This window comes from Serratia plymuthica NBRC 102599 (genome assembly GCF_001590925.1).
Taxonomy (GTDB): domain Bacteria; phylum Pseudomonadota; class Gammaproteobacteria; order Enterobacterales; family Enterobacteriaceae; genus Serratia; species Serratia plymuthica.
Map to the genome: position 1 here is coordinate 1 of NZ_BCTU01000021.1, position 23808 is coordinate 23808.

Sequence of the window (23808 nt, forward strand, 5' to 3'; positions counted from 1 at the left end):
TGCGTGGTTATCGATAATGTCGCGCTCAGCGTAGTAAGACTCGTTTTGATCCCCGCTCATATAGGTAAAGGAACTGATCACGCTGAGCGGTGAATCCCACTCGTAACGGTACTTGAGGTTAACGCCATTGATATTTTTGAAATCCTGCACCTTGCTTTGCGCATAACCGACGCTAAGGGTGCTTTGCCCGGCATTCGCCGCAGCGCTGAGACCCAGAGTAGAAATAACCATACTGGCGATAACTAATTTCTTCATTGAACTATCCTTAATGGTAAGTGGAACAACTTTGGCACAAAAAAATAGCTATCCATACCGTATTGACGGCATAAATTATTTATTGGATATTATCAAACAAAAATGATAGATACGTTTAGAGAGTAACAGAACTGACATCAAAAATAATTAGTTGGACTGGTAATTTGCGAGCCACCTCACCAGTCATTATTACTCCCGTAAAAATTAACACAATGAAACTCAGGTCTGACTGAAAATTTTAATGTTATGATTTCACTCCCCCGACGTTTCTTTATGACAATAAAGGGGGGATTCGCCTGGAATCCTGACCACATAAGACGGGAAATCGGTGATTTCTGTCGTCTGATAGGGTTGTAACTCTTTCCCGGTAGGGAGTCTGTTGCGGAACCCTTCGGCTAGAATAGCCTCACTGGCTGGATTAGCAGGCATTGAAACTTTCAAGCTATCCGGATCGATATGAGCCCACTGGCCATTATCTTCCATAGTGACTGTTTGTCGATAACTCAAGGTCAGCGAAGCGGTTGAAGCCCCCAGAGGAATGAACATTACACTGACATCGGAATGGCTCAAATTACCTTTTCTGTCTATAATATGCCCACGAATTTTTGCCAACATTGGCATTAGATCCTTACCATTCCCTTCAAGTTTGGACTCGCAAATCGTAAAGCTACCTGGTGGATAGGCCGCATTGAGCTTGAACATTTCTTCACGGGTGACCGCCCCAGTATCCGATGGACCCCAAAATACAATACCGGTGATCACCGGCAGCATAACTGTCTTACAAAATCGTTCCATACCCTATCCTTCTGATATCTTAAAGTAAATTTATCTGGTATTAATATTAACTTCCCAATAATCAAAGCAAACTGATATACATTTCTCGCCCCTGCATCAACACGGAGTAATAACAGCACAGAAATTCAAAAAATCACCTGTGGCAGGTGACTTTTCTCTATGGGGCGGATTTACGCTTTCGTATTTCTTCAATTTTCGCGAGAATCCAAATGCCAATACCTAATAGAACATCTGCCCTCCGGCTGTTACATTCTATTTTTTGTCTTGCTTTGCATTTTCGACAACACCCAAATCCCTATACCTGCAGGTACCCCTGCTGCAATACCAACTTTCAATGAGTATATGAAATCATTTCTAAAACCAAATAAAAATGCCCCTCTCTCATAGTAAACCAACAGCGCTGAGCCAAGACAAGCAATAAGGGCAATGGCTATCATAATAAAAACAGAGTAACCAATTAAAATAAAAAGCAGTTTATATCCTATCTGTTTATTACTCATCTCTGCTCACCTATTTTTTAGACTTATCAATTTCATCTAATTTATCTTGAGTTTTTCCGCTAAAAACTTCGCTAGCTAAGGAGCCACCAATATTGCCTAAATTCTCGGCAGCATTATTTGAAACCACAGGTTTTAACTGATTACCAACGGTAACTGCCTTACCTCCTACAATACCCGCAGCCCCACCAACACCAGCAGCAATCATTGCATTCTTGGGATCTTCCCCTTTGATTTTACTGCCGACATAAGCTCCGCTCACACCGATAACCTCAGTAGCAACAACACCTTTCCCCTGAGTCAGGGCAGCAGACCCGGTGGCAATAAACAAATCGGTATAACTAAAAGGCTTATCGCCTTGTAGCTGCACACCTGCGTTCGCCGAGCCGCCAATCAATCCCCCCACAGCCATTGAACTTCCGCCAACAACGGTTCCTGAACCCAGCGACGCTGCCGTTATCATAAACTTGCCCCAAGCCTTAACAAACTCGGTTGCAGGTTGTGGTGCCCCGGTTCCCAAACCACGCGCCAAATCGGCCTGTGCGGCAGTAATTTGTTCCGCCGTAGCGCCATGCTCAGTCATATACTGACCCAGAGTAGAGGCAGCCTGACCAGAACTCATCATCCCTGGCGGCAAGCTAAACTGGTCATTGTTCTCGGAGGTATTCTTACCCGATTGCCCGCCAGCTACCGCACCCGCCGTATCACCGCTCGCCAGACCGCCGGCCAAACCACCTGCAAGCGTAGCCAATGCAGAAACCGTCTGGCGCTGCTCTTCACTCATTTTGCTGAAATCACTGGTGCCGAACATGGCCTCGGCAATCGCTTTGGTACCCAATGCCGCAGTCGCAGCACCCGCTGCTCCTGCCGCTGCCGACTTGCCTTGCAACTCGGCCAGCGCGCCAGCCACCACCGCATGCGCGATGACACGGCTTTCCTCATTCGGGGCCAGAAGGTGTATTTGTTCCGCCAGATACGGCGCGGCTCCACCGGCAATCGCCGCTTTCAGGTCTCCACCGGCCAGCCCTTGCACCGCAGCGACCGCCGCCTGCATACCCTGCTGCACCTTACCGCCCGTGCCATAACCCGATTCGCTAAACGCCTGGTTATACGCCGTCTGGTAAATCTGCGCGTTGATATCGTCGTCGGTGATGACCTTGCCCGGTTTCTCTTTCGCCAGTTTAGCCGCCGCAGCCTGGCGATCGGCGTCTGTGACGTTATTCATCTTCTCTTTCGCGGCTTTGGTCGCGGTGATCGCCCCCTCGGTCCGCGCAATGTCCATCGCCTGATTACCGATCTCGCCAATCAGCTGCGCCTGTTGCAGCCGTTTCTGCTCTTTCTCCTTGTCGAAGATCGGGCTTAACGTCTGGTTGGCATGCTCGACGTCGCGGCTCAGATCGCTGAGGTTCTGCGTCTGTTTGTCCTGATCGCGAATAACAAGGGTGCCGTCGCTCACCGCAGCGTGGGTGGTGGAGCTGTCGTGCCCACTGTTGTTGGCCCCCACCAGCAGGCCGTTGGCCATATTGCCGGCGAACTGGCTGCCGATGCTGCCGCCGGAGCTGATGCCCACGCTCTGGTGTTCTACCTCGAAGTCCGCCTGATTGTGGATGTCCGTAAAGCCCAGCGTGCCGGTGTCGAGTTTGTTTTTATCCGCCGTGGCGGTGCTGCCAATCACCGCGCCGTTAAGCTGGGTGTGCTCGCCCACCGTCACGTCAAAACCGCCCTTGCCAGCAAAGATGCCCGTCTGCTCCTGCACGCTGTCGTAATTGCTGTGCATTTTATCTTTGCTCAGGCTGATGCTGCCCGAGCCGGTCATGGAGCCAAAGGTGAAACTGCCGCCCGCGCTGGCGTTCTGCTGTTTGGAATCGTAACGGTCGCTGTCCTGCTGGCTCTCCAGCAGCAGGTTGCGGCCCACGTCGGCTTTGACCGATTCGCCGGTGACCTGCGCGCCGATCAGATTGGTGTCGCGCCCGCTGGTGATGTTGACCTGATTACCGGCATTGACCGTGGTTTCGGTGTAGCTGGTGCCGTTGCCTTTCTCGTTGCCCTTGCCTTTGTTGACGCTGGCCGAAATGCTCAGCCCGATGCCGCCGGAGCCGACGCCGATGCCCACACCCAACGTGCCGCCCTGGCTCTCGTTCTTGCCGTCCAGATACTGGGTGTTTTTGGCGGAAAGCAGGTTCACGTCGCGGTTGGCGTTCAGGGTGACGTCCTTGCCCGCCTGCAGCTGGCTGCCCTGCACCAGAATGTCGCCGTCCTGGCCCTTCACGCCGTTGCCGCTGGCGGTGATGCTCAGGTTGTTGCCCGCCGTCAGGCTGCTGCCCTGGGCGGTGCTCTGCCCGCTGTTCTGGGTAGAGGTGGAAGACTGGGTGCCGTAAGAAATGCTGATCCCCACCATGTTGTTATTGGCCGGGTCGGCGCCCTGTGCCTGCGCCAACCTCGCCGCCTGTACCGCCTGCACGCCGCTCAGCGCCGCTTTGGTGCCCTGCAAGGCCGCCAGACGGCTGTCGTCGGTGGATTTTGCCTGTTGCGAGGTTTCCACGGCGGTGTTCAGCGCGCTGCCGACGGTGCCGGAAAGCGCCAGCGTCAGCCCGGATTTTTTCTGCTCGACCTTGTGGGTCTGGCTGTTTTCATCCTGCGCCTGCGTCACCGACACATTCTTGCCGCTCAGCGCCATGTCCTTGCCGGCCACCAGCTCGGAGCCGGTCACCGCCAGATTGTTGCCCGCACCCAGCGTGACGTTGCCGTTCACGCTGCCGACGGTGCTGCCTTGGTTGGTCACCCCCTGTGAGGTGTCGGTGGTTTTCAGGCTTTCGGTGCCGTAGCTGATGCCGATGCCGCCGCTGCTCATCAGGCCGGATTTTTTCTCCTGCTTGAGGTGCAGCTCGCTGTTGCGCTCGGTGGCGCCGGTGACGGTCAGATCATGGCCCGCCAGCAGCTTCACGTCCTGGGTGCCGGCCACGCTGCTGCCCTGCACGCGCAGATCGTTGCCCGCCAGCACCTTGATGCTGTCACCGCTCAGGGTGCTGCTCTGCAGGGTCTGGCGATCCAGGGTGTCGCGGGTGGTGGTGGTGGTTTTCGACATCAGGCCGTTGCCGCCGGTCACCTTGTGGCGCTCGTCCAGATCCTGGGTGTTTTCGCCGTTGAGGATGTTGACGTCATGGCCGGCATTCAGGTTCAGCGCCTCGCCGGCGGAAATCGTCGCCGCATGAGCAGTGATATCGTTGCCCGCATTGAGGGTCACCGCGCCTTTGCCGACGACTTCGCTGCCCACCTGTTGGCTGTTGCCCTGTTTCAGGCTGTTGTCGCCGTTCCAGATCAGGTTGTCGCGGCTGGCGGTGGTCACCGCGTTCAGGTTGAGATCGCGCCCGGCGCTCAGCAGCGTTTGGCCGTTCTCGCCGCTGTTGACCACCTGCGCCGCATCCAGTTTGATGTCGCGCCCGGCCTGCAGCATCAGTTTGCCGTCAGCGCCCTGCACGTACATGCCGGCCACACTGTCGATATTAGTGCGCTCGAAGCTGTTGGCGCCGTTCACGCTTTGCGCCGCTCGGGTAGTGCTGATGGCGTTGATGTCGCGCCCGGCGCTGGCCAGCAGCGAGTTGTTGCCCTGGATCACGCCGCCGATATTGTTGATATCGGTGCGGGCGGTCAGGCCGACGTCGGCCCCCTGAATGCTGCCCGCCATATTGGTGATGTTGGCAGCGCTCAGTTTCACCACTTCGCGCCCGGCAATATGGCCGCTGTTAAACAGGCCGTCGCCGAGGTTGAGGTTAACGTTGCGCCCGGCGATCAGCGCGCCGGAGCCGTCCAGATCGCCCGGTTGCATGCGGGCATACACCTGCGGCACCAGTACATTTTGCTGGCTGCCGTCCGGCAGCGTGACCTTGGCGTTCACCAGCCAGACAATGTCTTTGGTCAACAGCCCCATTTGTTCCGGCGTCAGCGCCACGCCGACCTTCAGGTTATATTGCTGGCTGAAGGCCAACCCCTGATCCATCAGCGCCTTGAACTGCTCTTCGTCGTTGTTGTACCCATCCAGATAACGCTGGCCGGTCAGGTTGATCACCTGTTCGCGGATCAGCCGCTGCTCGTAGTAGCCATCCCCCAGACGTTTCAGCACGTTGTCCTGGTTGTTGGTGGCTTTCGCGATCATGTAATCCGAGCCCAGCCAGGATTTTTGGTTGGTGAAGCGCGGATCGGTTTCCACCAGATACTGGCCGCCCGGCGCCGGATTGGTCTTGAACAGGCTGTTGTCCGGCAGGCGGGTGTCCGGCCCGACGATGCGCACCACGCTGTTTGCTGCGTCGCCCTGCTGGGCGTTCACTTTGTTGGCCACTTCAAACTGCTGGCCCGGTTGCAGGGCCGCCGCCTGAATCACCGGCAGTTCACCGCCGCCGATGGTCTGCATCCCGGCAGAAATATCGCTGCCGGTGACCCCTGCATTCACCCCGCCGGCCTGGCCGATGGTGGCGTCTGTGCCTTGCGGCGTCAGCGGTGCAATGGCTATCGGGTTACCCGCCACCTGCCCGTGGTCGATCAGCTGGCTCGGTTTCAACGCGATGGTCTGGATGGTCGTCGGCGGCGTATAGGCCGTGGTGTTATGCCCCTGTTTGTCAGTGCCTTTTTTCTTGATGCGGTAGTAGCTGGTCACTTCCCCGACGTCGGTGGTCAGCCGCTGGCCCGCCACCGCCACGTTATCCAGGCTACCGGCGTTAATCGCCAGCGTGCCGCCGGCCACCACCTGGCTCTTGTCGTTCAGCAAATGCCCGGCATTGATCGCCATATCGCCACCGGCGATGATTTTGGCCGGGTCGCTTTCCTTAATCTGAGTTTCCTGCACCGTCCGGTTATAGTCGTACTGATTAAATCTGTCGTTGCCGTGCCCGGTTTTGCCTGGGGTGTTCAGGTTCAGCAATGAGTCTGACGAATTGCGGTCAACGAAGACGCCTTGTTCCCCCGCCTTCCAGCGCACCGGATCGCCGGACTGCTGATACTCGGTGACTTTTTCGTTGGAAACGGTGACCAACTCGGTACTGAAACGATCGTTGATGTTGTTGATCAGCGCGGCGGACAGCGCCATGTTGCCCGCGGACTCAATGGTCGAACTGTGGTTGTTAAGGGTGCCAGCCTGGCCGCTTGCCAGGTGGTTGGCGTCAAGCTGGCCGCCAATCACCATATCGCCACCGCTGTAAATCAACCCGTGATCGTAGTTGTTCAGCGTCTGGGTGCCGATATCCACCCGCTCGCGCCCGGCCAGTGTAGCGGCGGTGCCGTTTTCCGCCAGATTGTTGAAGGTCGCGGTCTGCACGCCGATGGCGTCGCCATAAATACGGCCGGTGCCGATGTTGTTCAGCGTGTTGGCCGTCAGCAGGGTGTGCTTGCCGTCGATCAGGCCGTAGTTGCTCAGGGTGCCGTTCACCGTCAGCCAATCCTGCCCGGCGTTGATCTCGCCGCTGGCGGCGTTAAACAGGTTATTGGCGTGCAGATCCAGCTTCGCGCCCGCCAGCAGCTTGCCGCTGTTGGTGACATCGCCCGGCGTGGTGAAGTTGAAATTGCCGTTGGCGATCATCTCGCCGCTGTTATTGATGCCCTGAGCGCTGGCCAGATTGATATCGCCCAGCGACAACAGTTGCCCATCACCGCCGATCGCATTGGCGTTAATCTCCAGCAGCTTGCCGGCTTTGAGCGTGCCGCCGCTGTTCAGCAGGTTGAGCGCCGTGCCTTTCAATTGCAGGGTGTCGGCCGCAGCCAGCTGGCCGCCGCTGTTATCCAGGGTGCCGTCGTTGGTGATGGCCAACTGTCGGTCAGCCAAAATGCTGCCGCCACGGTTGCTCAGCGTGCCGGTGTTCAGCGTTACCCTCTGGCCTTCCAGCCCTTTATTGTCCGCCAGCGTGGCGTCGTTGGTGAACTGCAGGGCGTTGAGCGTCACGGTAGCGCCGCTGCGGATCAGCCCTAGGGTGTTATCGATAATCCCCTGCGCGCTGCCCAGCAACAGATTGCCGACCGCCTGAATCTGCCCGTTGCGGTTATCCAGCCCGGTGTTGTTCAGCGTTACCGCCTGCTCGCCGATAATCCGCCCGCCGTTGCTGTTGTCCAGTTTGAGCGCCGCCAGCATGAAATCGCCCTTGGCCCCCAGCGTACCGCCCTGGTTATTGATATCGCCGCCGTTGAGTTGCAGCTGGCCCAGGCTGTGGAGGGTGCCGTTTTGGTTATCCAGCCGTTGGCCGCGGGTATCCAGCAGCATGTTAGCGCCGGCCTGCACCAGCCCGCTCTGATTGTTCAGGCCGCCCACGCCGGTGGTGGTGAGCGTCAACGCCTGCTGCGCCACCAGCTTGCCGCCACCGTTCAGCACCGTATCAGCGTCAAGTTGCAGATTTTTGCCGGCAATCACCACGCCCTGGCCGTTATCGAACAGGCCGGTAGACAGGTTCATCGCGCCCTGGCTGGTAATGCCGCCTTTCTCGCCGCTGTTGGCGTTGGTCAGCCGATCGACCGCCAGCTCCAGGCGATCGCCGCTCTGGATCAACCCGCCGTCGTTGTTATTGAGGTTATTGCCGTGCAGCTCCAGCGCCGTTTGGGCCGCCAGTTGGCCGCCCCGGTTTTCCAGCATGGCGAAGTTAATCTTCGCCGCATCGGCGCTGACCAGCGTCCCCTGATTATTCAGCAGAGACCCGCTGTCCAGCTGCAGTTTTTTGCCTGCGCCTATCACCCCCAGATTGCTGTTATCCAGCAGTTCTTTGGCGTTCAGCGCCATGTCCTGGCCGGATTTTATCGCCCCGCCCTGGTTATTGATCACCCCGGCGGTCGCCGACAGCTGTTTTTCGGAAGCCAGCGTGCCGTGGCGGTTATCCAGTTGGCTGCCACGCAGTTGCAGGTCGCCCGAGCTGGCGATAAAGCCGCTTTGGTTATCCACCTCGCCGCCGGCGATGTTCAGTTTGCCCAGGCTGCTGATGCCGCCATTTTTGCCGCTGTCGCGGTTGGTCAATGCCTGGCCGTGGGTATCGATAGTCGCGTCGCCGCCGGCCTGCAACAGGCCGCCGTCGTTGGTCAATGCCAGGCTGTCGATGTTCAACCGCTGCTTGCCAACCAGCGTGCCTTTGCTGTTATCCAGCCGGCCGGTGAACAGTTCGGTGGCACCACCGCCCACCAGCATGCCCTGGCTATTGTCCAGCGCGCCGCTGTGGATCAACAGCGCCCCCTGGCTGAGAATGCCGCCGGTTTCGCCGCTCAGGCGGTTGCTCAACGCGGCGCCTTGGGTGTCGAGGCTCATGTCGCCGGCGGATTGCAGCAGGCCGCCGTCATTGGTCAGCGCCCCGCCGTTCAGGCGCAAATCGCCCGCAGCGGCGATAGCGCCCTGTTGGTTGTTCAACGCGCCCTTGCCGAGCGCCAGAGAAATGGCGCCGCCAACCACTTGCCCACTCTGGTTTTCCAGCCCGGTGCCGCTCAGTTGCAGCCCTTGTTTGGCTTCGATACGGCCGCTGCGGTTATCCAGCGCCTGACGGGTCGCCACCTCACCGTTGCCGGTAGCGGCGGAAACCAGGCCCTTGCGGTTATCCAGTTTATCCGCCTGTAAGCGCGTATTGCCGCTCGCAGCCAGTTGGCCCTGTTGGTTGTCGAGGGTGCCGCCAATCTGCGCATTCAGGCTGCCGTCCTGCGCGGCGATCACTTTGCCGTTTTGGTTGTTCAGCTGTGCGGCGTTCAAGGCCACATTGCCGTTGGCCGCCAGTTGGCCGCCCTGATTGTCGATACCCTTACGGGTGCTGAGGCGCATGTCGCCGTTGCCGCTCTGCACCAGTTGGCCGTTGCGGTTGGACAGGCTGCCGGCATCCATAGCGATCTGCTGCGCCGAGGTAGTGCCGCCATCCAGCACGTAATCGCCGCCCTGCATCGAGAGCTGCCCGTTGGACAACAGCTTGCCGTTATCCCCTTGCAGCCGGCCGGTATTCACCGCCAGCCGGCCCTTGCCGGCATGGATAATCTGCCCGCTCTGGTTGTCGATCGCCCCGGCGTTCAGCGTCAGGTTGTTGCCGTTGCTGGCGATGCGGCCGCCGCCGTTATCCAGTTTGCCCTGCTGATTCAATGCCAGATCCTCTTCGCCAAGCTGGGCGATCTCGCCCTTGCGGTTAGAGAGATCCTGGGCATTCAGCGCCAGCTTGTTCGCCGTCAGCGTGCCGCCGTCGTTGTTCAGCCGTTTGCCGGTGTCGGCAACCAGTTGCTGCGCCGCTTCAACCTGCGCATTGGCCGTGGTTAAGTCGCTCTGCCCGGCGTTCAGCGTTACATTGGTGCCGGCAGTGCGGCTGCCGCTGATGTCCATGCCTTGCCCGCTGGCACGCAGGTTGCCCGCCGCCAGGTTCTGGCCCTGCGCGGTCAGTTTGCCGCTGGCGGTCAACGCCAGTTCACCGCTGCCGCCCAGTTTGCCGTCCTGCTGCACGCCTGCCGCCAGGGTGCTGCCTTTGCTGCTGTTCAGGCTGGCGGCCTGAACCTGCACATTGTTGCGCGCGGCGATGGAACCGCTGTTTTGCACCTCGCCCTCGCTGGTAACGGCGGCATTGCCCGCAGCGAACAGCGAACCGCTGTTGCTGATGCCCTGCTTCGAAGCCATCGCCATATCGCCGCCGCTGATCGCGCCGCTGTTTTCGATGCGGCCGTCGGCGGTCACCACCACGCTGCCGGCCTGCGCGCCGATATTACCGGCATTGCGCACCCCGACGCCGGTTTCGGTGCCGATCATGCGGATTTTGCCGGCGTACATGCCGCCCAGCTTGGCCACATCCACCGCCAGTTGCGGGCGTGTGGCCGGATCGTCGCCCTGTTTTTCGATCTGCTGATGCGCCGCATCCACCTTGTTGCGCCCGGTGGTGACTTTCAAATCGTTGGCCCACAGCCCGGCGTTGATCTTGGTCGAACGGGCAATGATCTCGGTGTAATCCTGACGCGAACTGTCCATACCTGCGCCTTCCACCACCACTTCGCCGCGCTCGACGTTAAACCCGGTCAGATTGCCGTTGTTCATCTGCGCCTGGCCGGTGGTCAGCGTGGCGCGGTTGGCGTTGATAAAACCGCAGCCATTACAGGTAATGCCGGAAGGGTTGGCGATCACCACCTGCGCGCGCTGGCCGGCGACCTCGATATACCCGTTCAGGCGGCTGGGATCGCGGGAGTTGACCTCGTTGAGGATCACCTTGGCTTCGCCTTTCGCCAGCCACGGGTTGCCATCGACCCAGCCGCCCTGCTGGGTCTGGGTCATTTTGTGCGAGTTGTTGAGGATCGCGCCCTGCTTGTCGACATCGAACTGGCTGTAGGTGTTGCGGGAAACCCCACCAGCGCTCGGGGTCTGAATATTGACCTGCGGCGTACCGTTGGCGCTGTTGACGATGGTCGGCTGCTGGCCGCCCGGCGCATTGCCGTCAGCGACAATGGCCGCCTGCACCGGCTGGATAGCGCCCAATGCCAATAACAGGCTGAAGCTGACGGCGCTCATCTTGCCGATACACTGGCTCAGGGTATGGCCCAGGCCAGGCGACCGTGCGGACCCGGCGCGGCCGGAGCGGGCGATATCCGCCACCACCATCAGCATGCCACGCGCTTTGTTGAAAACGATACGGTACAGGTTCTTGTTCATGGCAATGTCCTTATTGAATGTCCGACGGCTCGACGGCTAACGGGTGGTTCGCCCACCATTGCTGCGCTTGCTGGTGGCTGACCTGCGCGCCTTTAAAGTTCACGACGCGTTTGCCGCGCTGCGCGCCCCGGTGGTACAGCGCCCGTACGCAGAACTGCGGGAAAATATCCCGGGCGATCAGATTGCGCATTTCCCGCGTGTGGCCGAACGGGGCGATCCAGTCGCAGAACCACAGGCGATCGCCGCTGTTCCAGTCGTTTTCCTGCATGTTTATCGCCGGTTGCGTTAGATAACGCGCCTCGGATTCTTGATTCATCCAGGCCCAACTGAGGAAAAACACCGGCTGATTTTGGTGCGACGCCAGCACATATTGCTGCCGCTTGATGATCGGCAACAGCAGCGTCGGCAGGGTGTGCAACGGCGCATCGCGGTGCATCGGCGAATGCATCCACAGCCATACCGCCGCCCCAAAGGCTTCCGCCTCGCCGTCATCGCCGCCGAGGATCAGCGGTGCCCGGATATCGTAATCACCTATGCGCATTGTCGTTCCCTCAGTAGTTCCAGCTCAGGTTAAAGCCCAGCGTCACCGGGCTGGTGCTGAAGCCGTCCGGTTTGGAGAACGGCACGCCGGCGAACAGGTCGTAGCCCACCTTGAAGGCGTAACCGCGCAGGCCGACCACCCCGCCCGCCAGGTGTTGCCCGACCAGGTAATCGGTGCCGTAACCGCCCACTTCACCATAGTCGGCCCCCAGGTACAGTTCTTGCCCCGGCAGCGGCGTGCGCCAGGCCAGATCGTTGCGCACGAACCAGCCGTGGTTGGCGTTCAGGGTGCGTTCACCGTCAAAGCCGCGCACCGTCCAGCGGTTGCCGATAGCAAACTGATCCTGCGGCGTCAGCGGGGTATCGCTGATCTGACGCTGGTACTGCACGTTGTATCTGAAGTTTTGGTTGAACAGGCTGAACGGCACGTCAAGCTGGGCGTTGAGTTGCACAATTTTGCTGAGCGCCGTGGCCTCGCCAAAGGTCTCTTCCGGCGCAGGCAATGCGCCGAACCAGCGAGTGCCGCGCTGATAGCTGACGCCGGCATCCAGCGTGGCCTGCTGGATGTAATGGCGGTGCTGCAAGCCCAGCCGCCAACCGGAGGTGCGGCGGCGCTGCACTTCCACTTCGGTATCGTTGATGTAGTTGCTGGATTCGCGCGCCAGCACGTCATAGGTCAGCGTGGTTTTCTGGCTGCCGTTACGGTGCAGCACCCGGCTGAGCTGGAAATCCAGGTTCTTGCTCTTGCCGCTGTAGCGGTAATCCTGATTCTGCCCGGCGATGGTCTGGTGATAGTCATAACTGTTGGCGGTCACCCCGGCCATCCAGTAGCCGAACGGCACCGAATAATGGCCGGTGATGTTTTTGGTGCCTCTGCCGCCCTGGTTTTGCAGGTCGGTGGTGCCGGAGATGTAGAACAGATCGCTGAGCGAGAACGGGTTATCCAGCGACAGCGTCAGGCCGCCCTGATAGCGACCGGTGCTCTTGGTGCCGGAGTCATCCAGCGAAGCGCCAACGCGCCACATGCGTTCTTGCTTCCAGCTCAGGGCGATATCGCTTTCGCCGGGCTGCTCGCCGGGGATGATTTCCATATTGGCCTGCACCGTCGGCAGGCGCTGCAGGTTTTCCAGCCCCTGCTCGATGTCGCGCAAGTCCAGCAGGTTGCCGGCATGAGCCGGGAAACTGCTGTAGGGTTGAATGTAGCGGCCGCTGTCCGGCGTCAGTTTCACCTGGCGCACATAGCCGGGCACTACCACCAGCCGTAGCTTGCCGCTTTTCAGATCCTGCGTCGGTGCCAGCACGCGCGTGGTGATATAGCCGCTATCCACCAGTCGGTTTTGCAGGGTGCTCATCAACAGGTTGATGCCCTGCCCGCCCAGGCACTGGCCCTGCGCCTGGTTGGCAATGCGCTGCAACGGCAGCCAATGCGGGAGTTTGTCCTGGCCGGTCAGAACGACCTGTTCGATAGGGAAGCAGGGTTTTTCCTGCGGGAAAGCAATGCGGCCAAAACCGGACGAAGGCGGCGACAGCCGCACATCCGGTGTCGGGGGGGTTAGCTGCTGTTCCAGCGCTTTTTGCCGCTGCTGCTGTATGATCAGCTGATCGCCATTTGGCGCTGCCGCCAGAACCGGTTGATTGAATATAAACAGCGGCAAAACAACGGAGCCAAATGGAATACAGCCCTTGCGCACAGCAAGGCTGAGCGAAGAATAAGCAGAGACGCGCATGACTTTTTCCCTGTCGAAGGACAAATAAAAGATAAGAATTGTAAGTAAACGCGAACATTATGCGCGTGAATAGCGCGGGATCAACCCTATTTTGGCCAATAATGGGCGCCGGATAACAAATACGTGGTATGAATAATCCGAGAGGTTAGTTCCCTTACCCTGCCACCCTATAGCTTGACAATGCAACTTACTGTTTATATTAAAAAATAATAATATCACTAAAATATCAACCCAAAAGGGTTAGGAATAATCGCATTCCAATAATGCAATTATTCATCATAACTAATTATTGCCAAGCACTGCCAAAATTTAAGACATTTCCTATTTAAAGCGCATTCAATCATGAATTAATCACCGTAATGAATGATATTGTTATTAATCCCACCTCCAATTTTTAATTATATTCATCCTATTTCTAGCTGTAGCCTTGCTGGCCGTAATTTAAGGTTCACAGGGCGGCGTTATCAACCTGCACCCCTTATTCCCGGAGACAGTAACTGGCTCTCTATCCTTTCTTCCTGTGCCCGGATTTAGGGCCTTTGCGGATTCTTTCATTGCATTGCTAAACCGGTTCTTCTATTTTAGCTCGCCATCTGACACAGGTTAAAACAGAGGTGGATCATGGGAAATCGCGTATGGGTGCTGGGTGACGCTGTAGTCGATCTGGTTCCTGAAAATTCAAACAGTTATCTCAAATGCCCCGGCGGCGCGCCTGCCAACGTTGCGGTCGGCATCGCCCGTCTGGGCGGCGATAGCGCCTTTATCGGCCGGGTCGGCAAAGATGGTTTCGGCGCGTTCTTGCAGCAGGTGCTGAGCGAAGAGCAGGTAGATATCCGCCACATGACGCAGGATGACAAGCATCACACCTCCACCGTGGTGGTGGATCTCGATCTGCTCGGCGAACGCACCTTCACTTTCATGGTCACCCCCAGCGCCGATCTGTTCCTGCAACCTGAAGATCTGCCTGAGTTCAAAGCGGATGAGTGGCTGCACGTTTGCTCTATCGCCCTGTCGCAAGAGCCCAGCCGCAGCACTACCTTTACCGCGATGGAGAACATCAGGGCGGCCGGTGGCTGGGTGAGTTTTGATCCTAATATTCGTGAAGATGTCTGGCGCCAACCGGAAGCGCTGCGCCCCTGCCTGCAAAAGGCGCTTCTGCTGGCGCACGTGGTCAAAATCTCACAGGAAGAATTGAGTTTTATCAGCAATATCGGTGAGCTGGAAAGCGCCATCGACTGGATGATGCAGCGTTATCCGCTGCGTTTGCTGCTGGTGACGCTGGGCGGCGATGGCGTGTGCGTGCATGACGGCAAGCAGATCCGCCATTTCCGCGCCCCTTCGATTGTCCCGGTCGACACCACCGGCGCGGGCGACGCTTTTGTCGCCGGTCTGCTGGCTGCGCTGGCGCAACTCGGCGCTCTGCCGGAGGATGAACAGTGGCCAGAGGTGATCGCTCAGGCCCAAGCCTGCGGTGCCTTGGCTACCACCGCCAAAGGCGCCATGACCGCTCTGCCTACCTCAGAACAGTTAAAAAATTTCCTCCAACGCTAATCTCATCACGGTGGGCCAGGCTCACCGTTTTTCCGCTGCCGGGCCGAATTTGCGCACTCGATCACAATAGCTGAATCGGGTTAGCAAACTTGGTTGCCAGCCGCCTTTCAACTCTCTATCTTTCCCCATGAAAAACCGGTTTAGCAATTTAGCACAAAACAAAAACAACTTACCCGGATGATAGAGAACCATGAAAAAACTTAGCTATTTGGCTGTAACTACAGGGCTCCTCATTTCCACCTCTGCAGCGGCGGCTGGCGCCGACAGCAGTATCGAAGCACGCCTGAATGCGCTGGAACAACGGCTGCAACAGGCTGAACAACGTGCCACCCAGGCCGAAACACGCGCCACGGCGGCAGAACGTCACGCACAACAGTTGGAACAACGCACCGCCAACACCGAGCGGCAAACCGTACAGGTTGCGCAGCGTACCGCGACGCTGGAAACCAAGGCTGCGCCGGCTTCCAGCCTGAAGTTGAACGGTTTTAACGATCTGAAACTGTATGGCGACGTCGAGTTCAACCTCGACGGTGCCAGCCGCAGCGGCCAGCTCACCTCATTGAAAACCAGCAACAACAAGGACTGGAAACCCGGCAACAAAGAGCGTTGGGATATCAATGGCCGCATTCTGGTCGGCGTGGACGGTTACCGTCGCAACCAGGACGGCAACTTCTCCGGTTTCAGCGTACAACCGCTGGCCGACATGACCGGTAAAATGAACCTTGATGATGCCGCCTTCTTCTTCGGCAACGAAAAGAACTGGCAGACCAAAATCGGGCGCTTTGAAGCCTACGACATGTTCCCGCTCAATCAGGACACCTTCATCCAGTATTCCGGCAATACCGCCAACGATCTGTATGCCGATGGCTTCGGCTATATCTACATGATGAAAGAAGGCCGCGGCCGCAGCAGCAGCGGCGGCAACCTGATGCTGAGCAAATACGCCGGCGACTTCTACTTCGAGCTCAATACGCTGGTGGAAGACGGTTCCTCACTGTTCCAGGACAAGGCCTACCACGGCAACAGCCTGGATAATAAGAAAAACGTCGCCTATCTGCGGCCGGTGCTCGCCTGGAAGAAAGACCAGCTCAGCGCGGCGGTGGCAATGGAAAGCAACGTGGTCAACAATGCCTATGGTTATCAGGACAATCAGGGAAAATTCGTCGACCAGTCCAAACGTAACGGCTATGGCATGACCATGACCTGGAACAACACCGCCGCCAATCCGGACAACGGTGTGGTCGCCAACCTGAGCACCGCCTATCTGGACGCGTCGGGCGAAAAAGACTTAACCGCCGGCATCAACGTGCTGTGGCGTCGTTTCGAAGTGGGATATATCTACGCCCACAACGACATCAAAGAGTTTAATACTGCCGGCATGGCGGCCGACATCAATAACCCGCTCAGTGAACCGGGCAAGTATGACATTCACACCATCCATACTTCGTATCAGATACCTAATATCATGAATATGAAGAACTTCAATTTGTACCTCGGGGCCTACGTCTCGATGCTTGAAGCCAATGCTGATAACAAAATAGCCAACGCCAATAACGATCAGCGCTACGGCGTGCGCGCCAGATTCAAGTACTTCTTCTGACGCAGGCTGGTGACGAATTTCCGCCGCGGAAAGCCGCGGCGGTGTTTTGATTTATCAAGGGAGAAAACATGGACATTACCGCAACCGCTAACGCGCTTTTGCCGCTGCTCGGCGGCAAAGAGAACATCGCCAGCGCCGCCCACTGCGCCACCCGTCTGCGGCTGGTGCTGGTGGATGACAGCAAGGTGGATAAAGCTGCAATCGGCAAACTTGACGGGGTGAAGGGCTGCTTCAGCAATGCCGGGCAGATCCAGGTGATTTTCGGCACCGGGCTGGTCAACAAGGTGCATGCGGAATTTATCAAGGCGGCGGGCGTCAGCGAATCCAGCAAGTCTGAAGCCGCCGACATCGCAGCGAAAAAACTCAACCCGCTGCAACGTATCGCCCGCCTGCTGTCGAACATCTTTGTGCCGATCATTCCGGCTATCGTCGCCTCCGGTTTGCTGATGGGCCTGCTCGGCATGGTGAAAACCTACGGCTGGGCCGACGCCAACAGCGCGCTGTTCGTGATGCTGGACATGTTCAGCTCGGCGGCGTTTATCATCTTGCCGATCCTGATCGGCTTCACCGCCGCGCGCGAATTCGGCGGTAACCCTTATCTGGGCGCCACGCTGGGCGGCATTCTGACCCACCCGGCGCTGACCAACGCCTGGGGCGTCGCCGGCGGTTTCCACACCATGAATTTCTTCGGACTCGAGATCGCCATGATCGGCTATCAGGGTACGGTGTTCCCGGTGCTGCTGACGGTGTGGTTTATGAGCGTGCTGGAAAAACAGCTGCGCAGAGTGATCCCCAACGCGCTGGACCTGATCCTGACGCCATTCCTGACGGTGGTCATCTCCGGCTTCGTCGCCATGCTGTTTATCGGCCCCGCCGGGCGCGCACTGGGTGACGGTATTTCCTTCGTGCTCAGCACGCTGATTGCCCACGCCGGTTGGTTCGCCGGATTCCTGTTCGGCGGCCTGTATTCCGCCATCGTCATCACCGGCATTCACCACAGCTTCCACGCCGTCGAGGCGGGGCTGCTCGGCAACCCGAAAATCGGCGTTAACTTCCTGCTGCCGATCTGGTCGATGGCCAATATCGCCCAGGGCGGCGCTTGCCTGGCGGTGTATTTCAAAACCCGCGACGCCAAGATTAAAGCCATTGCGGTACCTTCGGCCTTTTCCGCCATGCTCGGCATTACCGAGGCGGCGCTGTTCGGTATCAACCTGCGCTTTGTGAAACCCTTCCTGGCTGCGCTGGTGGGCGGTGCACTCGGCGGTGCCTGGGTGGTGGCCAATCACGTCGGCATGAACGCCGTCGGGCTGACGGCGATCCCTGGGTTGGCGATCGTGCAGGCCAGCTCGCTGCTGAGCTATATCATTGGTCTGGTTATCGCCTTCGGCAGCGCCTTTACGCTCTCGCTGCTGCTGAAATACAAAACGGACAGTGAATGATGGAAGAACTGAATTTGATGAAACAGGCCGTTCAGGCGCTGATGACGGGTATGCCGCTGGCGCTGCGCGATCCTCATCGCCCGGTATGGCATCTGGCCCCCAGCGTCGGCCTGCTGAACGACCCCAACGGGTTTATTCAGCATAATGGGGTTTATCATCTGTTCTATCAGTGGAACCCGCTGGGCTGCGATCACCGCAACAAATGCTGGGGCCATTGGCAATCGACGGATCTGCTCAACTGGCAGCATCAGCCGGTGGCGCTGGTGCCCGGCGCTTGTTACGACAGCCACGGCTGTTACTCAGGCTCGGCGGTGGTGGCAGACGGCAAAATCATGCTGGCGTATACCGGCAACGTAAAATACCCCGACGGTTCTCGCACCGCGTACCAGTGCCTGGCGCTGGAAAATGCGCAGGGCGGGTATGACAAGCTCGGCCCGGTGCTGCCGCTGCCGGAAGGCTACAGCGGCCACGTGCGCGATCCCAAGGTTTGGCGCCACCAAGACAGCTGGTACATGGTGCTCGGTGCCCGTGACCTGCAGGATCGCGGCAAGGTGCTGTTGCTGCGCTCCGCCGATCTGCGCAGTTGGCAGCTGTTGGGGGAGATTGCCGGCACACAGCTGAACGGCATGGGCGATTTCGGCTATATGTGGGAATGCCCGGACCTGTTCACGCTGGCGGATGCCGAGGTGTTGATTTGTTGCCCGCAGGGGCTGGCGGCGCAGGACGAACGTTATCTCAACGTTTACCAGGCGGGCTATCTGACCGGCAAGCTGGATTATCGGCAGGCGGCCTTTGAACATGGCGAATTCCACGAGCTGGACGCCGGGTTCGAATTCTATGCGCCGCAAACCATGCTGGCCGAAGACGGCCGCCGTCTGCTGGTCGGCTGGATGGGCGTACCGGAGCAGGACGAAGCCTGTCACCCGACGTTGCAATACGGCTGGATCCATACCATGACCTGCCCGCGCGAGCTTTCTTTGCAGAACGGCAAGCTTTACCAACAGCCGGCGCGCGAGCTGCAACGGCTGCGCGGCGAGGGCAGCCAATGGCAGGGAATGGCGGATAACGCGCCGGGTTGGCCGGTCGGCAGCGCCGAAGTGATGCTGACGCCCAACGGCGCATTCAGCGCCGACTTTGGCGATGCGATGACGCTGAGCTGGGATGGCGCCTTGCTGCGCCTGACGCGCAACAACCTGCGCAACGGGCAGCCTGAACACCGTTACTGGCGCGGTGAGGTCACCCATCTGCAAATGCTGTTCGACAGCTCCAGCGTGGAGATTTTTATCAACCACGGCGAAGGGGTCATGAGCTCACGCTACTTCCCTGGCCCGCAGCCGCGCCTGCGTTTGAGCGGTGAGGCGCAGCTTGCACTGGAGCACTGGCCGCTGACGCCATGCATGCTAGAATGACGCATCTCCCGTTGAACTCAGATGCCGTCAGTGAAAAAAAACAAACGCATAACCATCAGTGATATTGCCGCGCTGGCCGGCGTGTCGAAATCGACCGCCAGCCTGGTGCTTAACGGACGCAGCAAAGAATACCGGGTGTCCGACGACACCCGTGACCGCATTCTGGCGCTGGCCGGCGAGCACCACTATCAGCCTAGCTTCCATGCACGTTCGCTGCGATCCTCCCGCAGCCATACCCTGGGGCTGGTCGTGCCGGAAATGACCAACTACGGTTTTGCCGTGATTTCACGCGAGCTGGAAACCCTGTGCCGCGAGGCCGGTTTGCAGTTGCTGATCGCCTGCTCCGATGAAAACCCGGCGCAGGAAATGATGGCGGTGAACAGCCTGGTGCAACGTCAGGTCGACGGCTTGATCGTCGCCTCCAGCCAGCTCAGCGATGTGGAATACCAAAAGATTAACGCCGGCCTGCCGGTGGTGCAGATGGACCGCCTGATCACCGGCTCCGAGTTGCCGCTGGTGATGACAGACTCACTGACCTCGACCGCCACGCTAGTGGAAAACGTCGCGCGCCAGCATCCGGACGAATTTTATTTCCTTGGTGGTCAGCCGCGCATCTCGCCAACACGCGATCGCTTGGCCGGTTTTCAGCTCGGCCTCGAACGTGCCGGGGTGACCTGTAAACCGGAATGGATCATCAACGGCAATTACCACCCCAGCTCCGGCTACGAGATGTTCGCTCAGCTTTGCGCGCAGCTTGGCCGGCCGCCGAAAGCGCTGTTTACCGCCGCCTGCGGCCTGCTGGAAGGCGTGCTGCGCTATCTGAATCAGCATCAGTTAATGGAAAGCGACCTGCACCTTTGCAGTTTCGACGACCACTACCTGTTCGATGGCCTGACGCTGAAAATCGACACCGTAGCCCAGGATTGCCGCGCCCTGGCCCAGCACAGTTTCGATATGGTCAGCCGGCTTATCGACGAGCAGCCGTTGGCGCAGAATTCATTATATCTGCCGGGCAGCATCCACTGGCGTCACCCTGGTTCGAAGGCACTGCTCGGCCAGCCCTAAATTCAGGTTTTCCCCGATTAAGGAGCCCATCATGAGTCGTGAGATTAACAAAGATACCCAGCTGTGCATGTCGCTGGCCGGCCGCCCTGGCAACTTCGGCACCCGCTTCCATAACTATCTGTACCAGGAACTGGATCTGAACTTTATCTATAAGGCATTCACCACCCAGGATATTCAGGCGGCGGTGGGCGGCGTGCGCGCTCTGGGTATTCGCGGTTGCGCGGTCTCCATGCCGTTCAAAGAGAGCTGCATTCCCTTCCTCGATGAGTTGGACGCTTCCGCCACGGCGATTGAATCGGTCAATACCATCGTCAATGACGGCGGCTTCCTGCGGGCCTATAACACCGACTATATCGCCATCGCCAAACTGCTGGCACAGCATCAGATCCCGGCGGACACCACTTTCGCCCTGCGCGGCAGCGGCGGCATGGCAAAGGCGGTGGTCGCCGCCCTGCGCGACGCCGGTTTCAAACGGGGACACATCATCGCCCGCAACCCGGCGGCAGGCCAGGCGCTGGCTAGCGCTTACGGTTATCAGTGGCTGGCGGAAGTCGGGGAGTTAACTGCGGATATGCTGATCAACGTAACGCCCATCGGCATGGCCGGCGGCGCAGAGGCGGAACAGCTGGCCTTTGCCCCGGCAACCCTCGAAGCGGCGAAAATCGTTTTCGACGTGGTGGCGCTGCCGGCGGAAACCCCGCTGATTCGCAACGCGCGCGCGCAGGGCAAACGGGTGATCACCGGTGCGGAAGTGATTGCATTGCAGGCGCTGGAGCAGTTCGTACTCTATACCGGCGTGCGCCCTACCGATGAGCAGATCGCCCGCGCCGCGGCGCATGCTCGCGGCTGAATGGCGCTGAACGTTAGGGCTGAGCAAATAAGCCAGCTCTTAACGTTCTAACGATAAGCCAGCAAACGCAAAATATTCCTCGCACCGTGGAGTATTCGCTCGATCCTGACATTGCGCTGTATCGCGGTGAAAACAATAAGATATTTACCATAGGTGCTGATCCTGACATCTCGACCGAGTTCAGGGCGCTTTTGATAGACTTCCGGTGACTCGCCAATACGCTGGCATTGGTTGTATAGCTCAGAAATAAAACTCAGCGCACGGGCCGGGTTATCTTGGGCGATATAGTCACCAATGTTTTCAATATCCCTTATCGCCACCGGCGATAGTGTTAACCCCATTAGTCACTTCCGTTATTCACCATCCGTTGGTATTTAGTCCGCAAGCGCGAAAATGCCTCCTCCGCCGGAACTCCCTCACCACTTTCTATTCCCTGTGCAATAGCCACTCGCAGCTCTTCAATTTTCATCGCCCGCTCATGCTCTTCGAGGAGGCGCAGACCCGCCCGTATCACTTCGCTAACGTTGCCGTAACGCCCGCTGTCAATTTGCTCATGAACGAACTTTTCAAAATGAGGGCTTAAAGCAATGCTGGTTGGCATAACCGACTCCGGAAAATAGTGTTAGTTACTATCTATTAGTATTTTATTTTACCCATTACACGTCAAGTTAATGTTCAAATTTCAGGCAGTAAAAAGGGCACCTCGGCGCCCTTCTCATCGTTAGCGATATCCGGCCCGCTACTTCGCGGCGCCTTCCATCCCCACCAGCCCCACTTTCAGGTAGCCGGCTTTACGCAACGTATCCATCACGCTCATCAGCGTTTCGTAGTCCACGGTCTTGTCGGCCTGGAAGAAGATGGTGGTCTCTTTGTTCGCCTGAGTGCGCTGATCCAGCACCGCCGTCAGTTGATCGGCGCTGACCGCTTGCTCACCCACGTACAGCTGCTTATCCGCTTTCACCGACAGGAACACCGGTTTTTCCGGGCGCGGCTGCGGTTTGGCTGAAGAAGCGGGGAGATCGACGCGGATATCTACCGTTGCCAGCGGCGCGGCCACCATAAAGATGATCAACAGCACCAGCATGACGTCGATAAACGGCGTCACGTTGATTTCATGCAGTTCGCCGCTGTCGTCCAGATCTTCATTTAAGCGCATCGCCATAACTCACCCCACCCGCAGTTGGTGTGAATGCTGTGAGCGTTTGGCCTCTGCCGTCGCGGCCAGATCCAGATCGCGGCCCAACAGCAACAGCACCTGCGCCGCCACGTCGCCAACCTGGGCACGATGGCCGCTGATGACACGGGCAAAGACGTTATAAATCACCACCGCCGGGATCGCGGCAACCAGCCCCAACGCGGTCGCCAGCAACGCTTCCGCAATGCCGGGCGCGACGACGGCCAGGTTGGTGGTTTGCGAGTGAGCGATGCCGATAAAGCTGTTCATGATGCCCCAAACCGTACCGAACAGACCGACGAACGGCGAGATAGCGCCAATGGTCGCCAGGAAGCCGTTGCCACGCCCCATGTTTCGGCTGTAACCCGCTACGCGGCGCTCAAGGCGGAAACCGGTACGTTCTTTGATACCGTTGTTGTCGTTGGACTCCGCCGACAGTTCCAGCTCGTTTTGCGCGTCGTTCAGCAACACCACGCTGATGCTTTCTTCGGAGAAACCCTGCGCCAGTTCGCTGGCTTCATCCAGCGTACGCACATTGGCCAGCGCCAGCTGCTCGCGGCGCAGACGGCGCTTGGCGCGGAACAGTTCGCTGCCTTTGGAGAACAAAATGGTCCAGGTGACGATAGACGCCAGCACCAGACCGATCATCACTATCTTCACAACGATGTCCGCGTGCTGGTACATGCCCCAAACGGACAGATCCATGCCGCGGGTTTCCGGTGGCTGAAGGGTCGGCGCCGGATTGAGCGGGGTCAGGCTGTCAGGCGCTGAAGCGGAAGGCGCGGCGACCGGAGCAACGCTCTCGGTCACGGCGGGGTTGGCCGCCGGTGCAGCCTGTGCGCTGCCGGCCAGCCCAACCACCAATACCATTGAAGCGATCAGACCACGGCCTAACGCCTTGCCCCATTGCGCCCGGCCTTGGCCGAACGCTCCTTGATTTAAATGCTTGCCAGCCGTTTTCACGCTGTGCCTCCACCCGTTACCGATCAAAATTGAGGAATAATTCAGCGTGCGATCATATCAAACCAATCAGGGATTGATAGTAGTTCTCATTATTATTTACCAAATAATCGGCAATATTTCAGATCTCGCGGCGTCGGAGCCGCAACATTCGCCCATTCGCTGCCGGTCAGGCCCTTTACTCCCCTTTTAAAGGGTTTTTCGTTACTTTTCGCCCACAGAGATGCAACAAACGCGCGCCGACAGCATTTTTGCCTGTGGGCTGTCCGTTTGCCGATATGCGAGCGAGTTAAACGCCGTCACGCAGAATGATGGCGTGCCAGA

16 protein-coding genes are annotated in these 23808 nt (G+C 58.4%); 6 read left to right on the top strand and 10 right to left on the bottom strand.

What is annotated here, in order from left to right; translation table 11 throughout:
• From SPL01S_RS14520 to SPL01S_RS14545, 6 genes are all read right to left on the bottom strand, one after another.
• Positions 1–255, bottom strand: a 255-nt coding sequence (locus SPL01S_RS14520) for an Ail/Lom family outer membrane beta-barrel protein (protein ID WP_155729009.1), incomplete at its 3' end; no start/stop codon positions are given.
• Positions 256–507: 252 nt separating this feature from the next.
• Positions 508–1050 (bottom strand): hypothetical protein, encoded by a 543-nt coding sequence (locus tag SPL01S_RS14525; RefSeq protein WP_062868724.1) that lies wholly within the window; start codon positions 1048–1050, stop codon positions 508–510.
• Positions 1051–1295: 245 nt separating this feature from the next.
• Positions 1296–1550, bottom strand: a complete 255-nt coding sequence (locus tag SPL01S_RS14530; RefSeq protein ID WP_063200800.1) for a hypothetical protein — start codon at positions 1548–1550, stop codon at positions 1296–1298.
• A gap of 10 nt (positions 1551–1560) precedes the next feature.
• On the bottom strand, positions 1561–11169 hold the full coding sequence (locus tag SPL01S_RS14535; RefSeq protein WP_063200803.1) for a hemagglutinin repeat-containing protein: 9609 nt from the start codon (positions 11167–11169) through the stop codon (positions 1561–1563).
• Between the two features lie 10 nt (positions 11170–11179).
• A complete protein-coding gene (locus tag SPL01S_RS14540; RefSeq protein ID WP_063200807.1) occupies positions 11180–11710 on the bottom strand; it encodes a toxin-activating lysine-acyltransferase in 531 nt (176 codons plus the stop codon).
• 10 nt (positions 11711–11720) lie between these two features.
• Entirely contained in the window at positions 11721–13436 is a 1716-nt protein-coding gene (locus SPL01S_RS14545) for a ShlB/FhaC/HecB family hemolysin secretion/activation protein (RefSeq protein ID WP_062868733.1), read from the bottom strand.
• Positions 13437–14057: 621 nt separating this feature from the next.
• Here SPL01S_RS14545 and cscK point away from each other — a divergent pair.
• The 6 genes from cscK to SPL01S_RS14575 all read left to right on the top strand — a co-directional run bounded on the left by cscK (position 14058) and on the right by SPL01S_RS14575 (position 21350).
• Complete coding sequence (gene cscK / locus SPL01S_RS14550) at positions 14058–14987, top strand: fructokinase (protein WP_063200811.1); 930 nt, start codon at positions 14058–14060, stop codon at positions 14985–14987.
• A gap of 190 nt (positions 14988–15177) precedes the next feature.
• Entirely contained in the window at positions 15178–16587 is a 1410-nt protein-coding gene (locus SPL01S_RS14555; RefSeq protein WP_063200814.1) for a carbohydrate porin, read from the top strand.
• A 68-nt stretch (positions 16588–16655) separates the two neighbouring features.
• Positions 16656–18026, top strand: a complete 1371-nt coding sequence (locus SPL01S_RS14560) for a sucrose-specific PTS transporter subunit IIBC (RefSeq protein WP_062868739.1) — start codon at positions 16656–16658, stop codon at positions 18024–18026.
• Positions 18026–19435, top strand: coding sequence for a sucrose-6-phosphate hydrolase (locus tag SPL01S_RS14565; protein ID WP_063201013.1), 1410 nt, complete (start codon positions 18026–18028; stop codon positions 19433–19435). The genes SPL01S_RS14560 and SPL01S_RS14565 overlap by 1 nt, the downstream gene beginning before the upstream one ends.
• A gap of 21 nt (positions 19436–19456) precedes the next feature.
• A complete protein-coding gene (locus tag SPL01S_RS14570) occupies positions 19457–20500 on the top strand; it encodes a LacI family DNA-binding transcriptional regulator (RefSeq protein WP_063200817.1) in 1044 nt (347 codons plus the stop codon).
• Between the two features lie 31 nt (positions 20501–20531).
• Positions 20532–21350 (top strand): shikimate 5-dehydrogenase, encoded by an 819-nt coding sequence (locus tag SPL01S_RS14575; protein ID WP_063200819.1) that lies wholly within the window; start codon positions 20532–20534, stop codon positions 21348–21350.
• A gap of 47 nt (positions 21351–21397) precedes the next feature.
• Here the strand turns inward: SPL01S_RS14575 and SPL01S_RS14580 are convergent, their stop codons facing one another.
• The 4 genes from SPL01S_RS14580 to exbB form a co-directional block, all read right to left on the bottom strand.
• A complete protein-coding gene (locus SPL01S_RS14580; RefSeq protein ID WP_063200823.1) occupies positions 21398–21691 on the bottom strand; it encodes a type II toxin-antitoxin system RelE/ParE family toxin in 294 nt (97 codons plus the stop codon).
• Positions 21691–21951, bottom strand: a complete 261-nt coding sequence (locus SPL01S_RS14585) for a type II toxin-antitoxin system ParD family antitoxin (RefSeq protein WP_063200826.1) — start codon at positions 21949–21951, stop codon at positions 21691–21693. The genes SPL01S_RS14580 and SPL01S_RS14585 overlap by 1 nt, the downstream gene beginning before the upstream one ends.
• 138 nt (positions 21952–22089) lie before the next feature.
• Positions 22090–22512 carry a TonB system transport protein ExbD gene (gene exbD, locus SPL01S_RS14590; protein WP_006328132.1) on the bottom strand — a complete coding sequence of 141 codons (423 nt, stop codon included), beginning with the start codon at positions 22510–22512 and terminating at the stop codon, positions 22090–22092.
• A gap of 3 nt (positions 22513–22515) precedes the next feature.
• Complete coding sequence (gene exbB / locus SPL01S_RS14595) at positions 22516–23487, bottom strand: tol-pal system-associated acyl-CoA thioesterase (RefSeq protein WP_073972059.1); 972 nt, start codon at positions 23485–23487, stop codon at positions 22516–22518.
• Between the last annotated feature and the right edge of the window lie 321 nt (positions 23488–23808).

Bases quoted from the DNA above. Each gene is read 5' to 3' on its own strand.
- SPL01S_RS14525 (WP_062868724.1), bottom strand. From the start codon at position 1,050: ATGGAACGATTTTGTAAGACAGTTATGCTGCCGGTGATCACCGGTATT.
- SPL01S_RS14530 (WP_063200800.1), bottom strand. From the start codon at position 1,550: ATGAGTAATAAACAGATAGGATATAAACTGCTTTTTATTTTAATTGGT.
- SPL01S_RS14535 (WP_063200803.1), bottom strand. From the start codon at position 11,169: ATGAACAAGAACCTGTACCGTATCGTTTTCAACAAAGCGCGTGGCATG.
- SPL01S_RS14540 (WP_063200807.1), bottom strand. From the start codon at position 11,710: ATGCGCATAGGTGATTACGATATCCGGGCACCGCTGATCCTCGGCGGC.
- SPL01S_RS14545 (WP_062868733.1), bottom strand. From the start codon at position 13,436: ATGCGCGTCTCTGCTTATTCTTCGCTCAGCCTTGCTGTGCGCAAGGGC.
- cscK (WP_063200811.1), top strand. From the start codon at position 14,058: ATGGGAAATCGCGTATGGGTGCTGGGTGACGCTGTAGTCGATCTGGTT.
- SPL01S_RS14555 (WP_063200814.1), top strand. From the start codon at position 15,178: ATGAAAAAACTTAGCTATTTGGCTGTAACTACAGGGCTCCTCATTTCC.
- SPL01S_RS14560 (WP_062868739.1), top strand. From the start codon at position 16,656: ATGGACATTACCGCAACCGCTAACGCGCTTTTGCCGCTGCTCGGCGGC.
- SPL01S_RS14565 (WP_063201013.1), top strand. From the start codon at position 18,026: ATGGAAGAACTGAATTTGATGAAACAGGCCGTTCAGGCGCTGATGACG.
- SPL01S_RS14570 (WP_063200817.1), top strand. From the start codon at position 19,457: ATGCCGTCAGTGAAAAAAAACAAACGCATAACCATCAGTGATATTGCC.
- SPL01S_RS14575 (WP_063200819.1), top strand. From the start codon at position 20,532: ATGAGTCGTGAGATTAACAAAGATACCCAGCTGTGCATGTCGCTGGCC.
- SPL01S_RS14580 (WP_063200823.1), bottom strand. From the start codon at position 21,691: ATGGGGTTAACACTATCGCCGGTGGCGATAAGGGATATTGAAAACATT.
- SPL01S_RS14585 (WP_063200826.1), bottom strand. From the start codon at position 21,951: ATGCCAACCAGCATTGCTTTAAGCCCTCATTTTGAAAAGTTCGTTCAT.
- exbD (WP_006328132.1), bottom strand. From the start codon at position 22,512: ATGGCGATGCGCTTAAATGAAGATCTGGACGACAGCGGCGAACTGCAT.